Genomic DNA, 5,235 nt, shown 5'->3' on the forward strand with positions numbered 1-5,235 from the left:
CTGTGTGCCACTAGGCGGCGGCGCAAAAGGGTCGATCAGCCAAAACTGATCTGTATAAGAGGCGGGCATAACAACTTACTCGATAAACGGCCCATTTGCGGGCTCTGGTACTTTGCTCGGCATAGCATGCCCCGATCAATAAATCGAGACATTGCAATGAGTTACAACCTTTTGGGGAATTCACCCACCCAAAAGCAACCTAACCATGGTGGCTTGATCCACATAGCCAGTCACGGTCAGCCCACGCGCCTTTTGAAAGCGTCTGAGCGCGCGGCGCGTTGAGTTGTCGAAATTCCCATCGACTGCTCCGGGTTCCAAACCCATGCCTTGCAAGCGTCCTTCGATCAACAACCGCGTGGCCGAATTTCGCGCAACAGAGTTCTCAACCGCTTGATATCGCGCGCGCAATTCTTCGTTCTTGGCAGCGCCTTCGAGATCGCTGATCCGGGCGTTGGCGGTCTCTGCAAGCTCGCCATCGGGGTAGCTTCCAAGGAAGCTGCGATAGGCATCGACGGTGTTTTCCGCCTCGGCTCTATCCCAAGCAGCGCGTTCGCGTTCATTGAGTTCCGCGCGGCGCTCGGCCTCGAAATCGGCAATCGCATCGCGCGCGATATCAGCAAAAATACCGTCAGGGTAGCGGTTCAGATAAAGCCGGTAGTCCTCTTCTAGCCCGCTCACACCTGTTGAATTCCAATAGGCCCGGTCACGCGCCTCTTCTACAAGTCGACGCCGGCGGGCTTCTTCTTCGAGTTCCGCAGCCCGTCGTGCCGCCACTTCCTGGAGCAAAAACAACTGATCACGATCAAGGAAGCCATGCGCCTCAAGCCGGTTGTCTGACTGCCAAGCAGCGATCGCGCGCCGTGTGGCTGGACCAAAAACTCCGTCGATGCCGCGCGGGTCATAACCCAGCAGTGCTAGCGAGCGTTGAATTTCTTGGCGGCGGCTGCGGTTCAGGCGCAGATCCGTTTCCGCTTGCTTGATTGCCGCCTCGCGATTTTGTTCATCGCCAATGATCGTTTGCGCAGCCTCTTCGGCGAAAAGCCCATCTGGATAGCGGTTAAGATAGGCCTCAAAGGCCTCGGGCGTGCCAATGTCGCGCACTGCGCTCCAATAGGCGAGTTCGCCGATGTCTTCTGGCGGCTGTCCTTGGTCGGGCGTGAACGATGTCGTCTCTGAGACATAACCAGCCACAGCCAGCCCGTCTTGCGCCAAGGATCCCGTGGTGGATCCCGGCTGCATCAAACTATTTATGGCCGACTGCACCCGGCGGGACGACCCCGAGATCGCCGTTACGCCTTGAGGAAGGTCCAAGGTTCCGACGCCGTTTTCAAGATCCACCAAACCGTCAAGCGGCCTTGGGCTTGGCACCAGCGCCAAGACGGCCGAACCTGCGGCCGCTGAGAGGGCATTGTCCAACAAGTAAAGCGGCAGCGCCTTGCTGCCCAAGTCAAAGCGATCCGGCGTGCGCCCACCCTGGGACATGAGCCAGGTTCTGTCGCCGTCGTTCACAATGTGCCCGCGCAGAACAACAATCGTACGCCCAGGCTCGCCCTGCGTCGCGGCCTCAAGGGCGAACACAGCGGCACGCATGCGCGACAAGGTGGGATTGTCGAGGCGATCTACCTCAAAGCCCTCAGCAATCAGCCGGTTGCGCATCGCATTGATGCGGCCATCCCCCGGCAAGTCGCGAAGATGTTTGTAGTTGCTTAGATCCACGATCAAAGCACGATCCTTGGCCCCAACGGCTGGTGCCAGAAACGCAGAAACCAAAGCGGCAACGGCCACCCACTTGATACGCATTAGACAGTCTCCTCACATGCGAATGCATGCATCCCCACCTCAGTCTGCGCCAAAATCGGCGTTCATGCAAAGGTTGGGAACATTCCTGTTGTGGGGAAAATTCTGATCTAAGCGTCGTAGCTGCGTTTGTCTTCGATCACCAAACCATCATTTGGCAGGCTGCCCGGCGACACCAATTCGACAGTCCCGCGCAATTTCAACACGTTAGACACGGTTGCGTCATAGGCGGCTGAATCCTGAGCCTCGGTTTCGATCTGGACCGTCATGACATCCATTTCGCCGTCCCGAGATGCGATCACACGGGCTTTGTGGATCTCATCATGTTTCGCAACCAGCGCCGCGACCTGTTCTGGACGCACGAACATGCCCTTGATTTTGGTGGTTTGATCCGCGCGTCCCATCCAACCTTTGATCCGCATATTGGTGCGACCACAGGGGCTTTCGCCCGGCAGCACCGCAGACATGTCGCCCGTGGCAAAACGGATCAGGGGATAGTCTGGGTTCAACGTGGTGACGACAACCTCGCCAACTTCGCCCGGCTGCACGGGATTGCCGGTGCCCGGCGTGACGATTTCCACAATCACGCCTTCGTCCAGAATCATGCCCTCCATCGCGGGTGATTCATACGCGATATTGCCAAGATCCGCCGTGGCATAGCATTGCAGACAGGTAATGCCGCGATCTGCATACTCCTGACGTAGGCTTGGAAACAGCGCCCCGCCCCCGACAACGGCTTTGGAAATGGCCAGATCTGCGCCCATCTCTGCCGCTTTATCCAGGATCACCTTGAGATAGTCCGGCGTGCCGGCATAGGCGGTAACACCCATCGCGGCGGCAGCACTGACCTGAAGCTCGGTTTGACCAGTGCCAGCAGGCAGCACCGTGGCGCCAACCGCGCGGGCACCGTTTTCAAAGATCATTCCGGCCGGCGTCAAATGATAGCCGAAACAGTTTTGCACGATGTCCTGATTGCCCACGCCACAAGCATGCACAAAGCGGCCCATGCGCCACCAATCATGCGTGTTGCCACCCGGTTCATAGATCGGGCCCGGCGACTGGAAAATATGCGCAAAATCCGAGACTGGAATCGCGTTGAACCCACCCAGCGGTGGCTTTTGCCCTTGGGCCTCAATTAGCTCGGACTTACGCAAAACCGGCAAGCTCGCAAGAGCCGCAGCATCCGTGATGCGCGCGGGATCCACATCTGCAAAGCGCGCAGCATAGCCTGAGAGCACCTTTGCCCGCGCGATCTGTTGCGGCAGCGCGCTCGCCAGATCACTGGCCCGCTGATCTGCGGTTCTTGTTTCTAGCGCATCAAAATAGAGGCTCATGGTGTCTCCTTACTCTCGAGCAGTCAGTCGTCGGGACAGCGCGTTGGCTTAGCTCAGCCAACGCTTGCGGCGACGATAAGACCGCACTTCGCGGAAGGACTTACGTCCCTCATCCGACATGCCGAGGTAGAATTCTTTGACGTCCGGGTTTTCACGCAATTCGGAGGCGGGGCCGTCCATCACAACGCGTCCGGATTCCAAAATATATCCGTAGTGGGCAAACCGAAGCGCCACATTGGTGTTCTGCTCGGCCAGCAAGAAGGTCACGCCTTCGTTTTCATTGACCGATTTCACGATCTCAAAGATCTGTTCCACCAGCTGCGGCGCAAGCCCCATCGACGGCTCATCGAGCAGGATCGTTTCAGGGCGGCTCATCAAGGCCCGGCCAAGCGCCAGCATTTGCTGTTCCCCACCGGAAGTATAGCCCGCCTGACTTTTGCGGCGTTCTTTAAGACGTGGGAAATAGGTGTAAACCATTTCCAGATCTTGCTGAATCTCTGCCCCCGAGGCGCTGCGTGTATAGGCACCGGTCATCAGGTTTTCCTCAACGGTGAGGTGCTCGAAACAGTGACGGCCTTCCATCACCTGAATCACGCCGCGCTTCACAAGGGCGGCTGGATCGAGATCCTGAATACGATCGCCGCGATAGGTGATCTGACCTTTGGTGACTTCGCCACGCTCTGAATGCAGCAGGTTGGACACCGCCTTGAGCGTCGTCGTCTTACCCGCGCCATTGCCGCCCAGCAGCGCCGTGATACCGCCTTTGGGAACCGCGAGGCTGACGCCTTTGAGCACGAGGATCACGTGGTTGTAGATCACTTCGATGTTGTTGACCTCTAGCAGGGTCTCATCTTGTGGGGCCGCATCCAGCATGAATTGAATTCCTTGTAGGTTTGAATGCCCCGGCCCGGATCTTGGGCCGGGGCAAAATCATTTAGCTGCAGTTGGAACCGATGTTGTTCTCTGCGGCATAGGCAGAGCTGTCGGCCTCAACCAGCGCACCGATGACGTCGCCGTCGGTTGGCGCAAAGTCAGAGATCAGCGACCAAGTCTGGTTTGCTGCGTCCCATTGCGTCACACCAACGAGGCCTGGGCCACCGTGGTTTTCGCAGGATACAGAGAAGCTTGGACCAAAGTTCGGCATGCCGAGAGCGGTCATTTTCGCTTCGGTCATTTCTAGAGCCTCCATGCCATCACGCATCATTGCTGGGGTGATGTCTGCAACGCCGTGGATTTCCTGAGCCGTTTTCACAGCTTCGGCTGCCAGCATTGCCGCATACATGCCGCGGTTATACAGGACGTTTCCGACCTGATCGCCCGCGCCTGCTGCTTTGCCAGCGTCAACAACGTATTTCTGGATGTCCGCAAAGACCGGGAAGTCACGACCAACATTGTGGAAGGTCAGCGCTTTATAGCCATTTGCTTTGTCGCCTGCTGGCAGAACGTCATGCTCCGCACCAGACCACCAGATGCCGATGAAGTTTTCCATTGGGAAGCGAATGTTTGCGGCCTCTTGGATCGCAACCTGGTTCATCACGCCCCAGCCCCACATCAGAACGAAGTCTGGGCGGTCACGACGGATCTGCAGCCACTGGGACTTTTGTTCCTGGCCTGGGTGGTCTACTGGCAGCAGGCTCAGATCAAAACCGTGCTTTGCAGAGAGTTCTTCCAATGTGCGGATCGGCTCTTTGCCGTATGCGGAGTTGTGATAGACCAGCGCAATTTTCTTGCCGGAAATATCGCCACCATTGCTGTCCAGCAGATAGTTGACCGCGCCGGAGGCACCGTTCCAATAGTTGCCTGGATAGTTGAACGTGTGGCTAAAGACGTCGCCATTTGCAGCAGAGGTCCGGCCATAGCCCATCGTGTGCAGCGGGATGTCATCTGCGGTCACTTTCGGGATCAGCTGATAGGTGATGCCGGTGGACAGCGGTTGATAGACCAAAGAGCCTTCGCCCTTGGTGGCCTCATAGCATTCAACGCCTTTTTCGGTGTTATAGCCTGTCTCACATTCTAGGATGCGGACCGACTCTCCTCCGATGCCGCCGTCCCGAGCGTTGAGCAGGTTAAAGTAGTCCTGATATCCGTCCGAAAACGGCGTACC

The 5,235-nt window shown here is 57.5% G+C and carries 4 protein-coding genes; all 4 read right to left on the reverse strand.

Annotation, left to right across the window (positions count from 1 at the left end):
• Nucleotides 1-180: 180 nt before the first annotated feature.
• Nucleotides 181-1,800 carry a peptidoglycan-binding protein gene (locus ACEQWH_RS07170; protein ID WP_370229234.1) on the reverse strand — a complete coding sequence of 540 codons (1,620 nt, stop codon included), beginning with the start codon at nucleotides 1,798-1,800 and terminating at the stop codon, nucleotides 181-183.
• 107 nt (nucleotides 1,801-1,907) lie between these two features.
• Nucleotides 1,908-3,131: a phenylacetate--CoA ligase family protein gene (locus tag ACEQWH_RS07175; RefSeq protein ID WP_370229236.1), complete on the reverse strand. Its 1,224-nt coding sequence runs from the start codon at nucleotides 3,129-3,131 to the stop codon at nucleotides 1,908-1,910.
• A 48-nt stretch (nucleotides 3,132-3,179) separates the two neighbouring features.
• Nucleotides 3,180-4,004, reverse strand: a complete 825-nt coding sequence (locus ACEQWH_RS07180; RefSeq protein WP_370229238.1) for an ABC transporter ATP-binding protein — start codon at nucleotides 4,002-4,004, stop codon at nucleotides 3,180-3,182.
• A 61-nt stretch (nucleotides 4,005-4,065) separates the two neighbouring features.
• Nucleotides 4,066-5,235 (reverse strand): ABC transporter substrate-binding protein (locus tag ACEQWH_RS07185; protein ID WP_370229239.1); only part of this gene is annotated, 1,170 nt, incomplete at its 5' end.

It is taken from the genome of Cognatishimia sp., from assembly GCF_964229375.1.
In the GTDB taxonomy this organism is placed as follows: domain Bacteria; phylum Pseudomonadota; class Alphaproteobacteria; order Rhodobacterales; family Rhodobacteraceae; genus Cognatishimia.

Bases quoted from the DNA above. Each gene is read 5' to 3' on its own strand.
- ACEQWH_RS07170 (WP_370229234.1), bottom strand. From the start codon at position 1,800: ATGCGTATCAAGTGGGTGGCCGTTGCCGCTTTGGTTTCTGCGTTTCTG.
- ACEQWH_RS07175 (WP_370229236.1), bottom strand. From the start codon at position 3,131: ATGAGCCTCTATTTTGATGCGCTAGAAACAAGAACCGCAGATCAGCGG.
- ACEQWH_RS07180 (WP_370229238.1), bottom strand. From the start codon at position 4,004: ATGCTGGATGCGGCCCCACAAGATGAGACCCTGCTAGAGGTCAACAAC.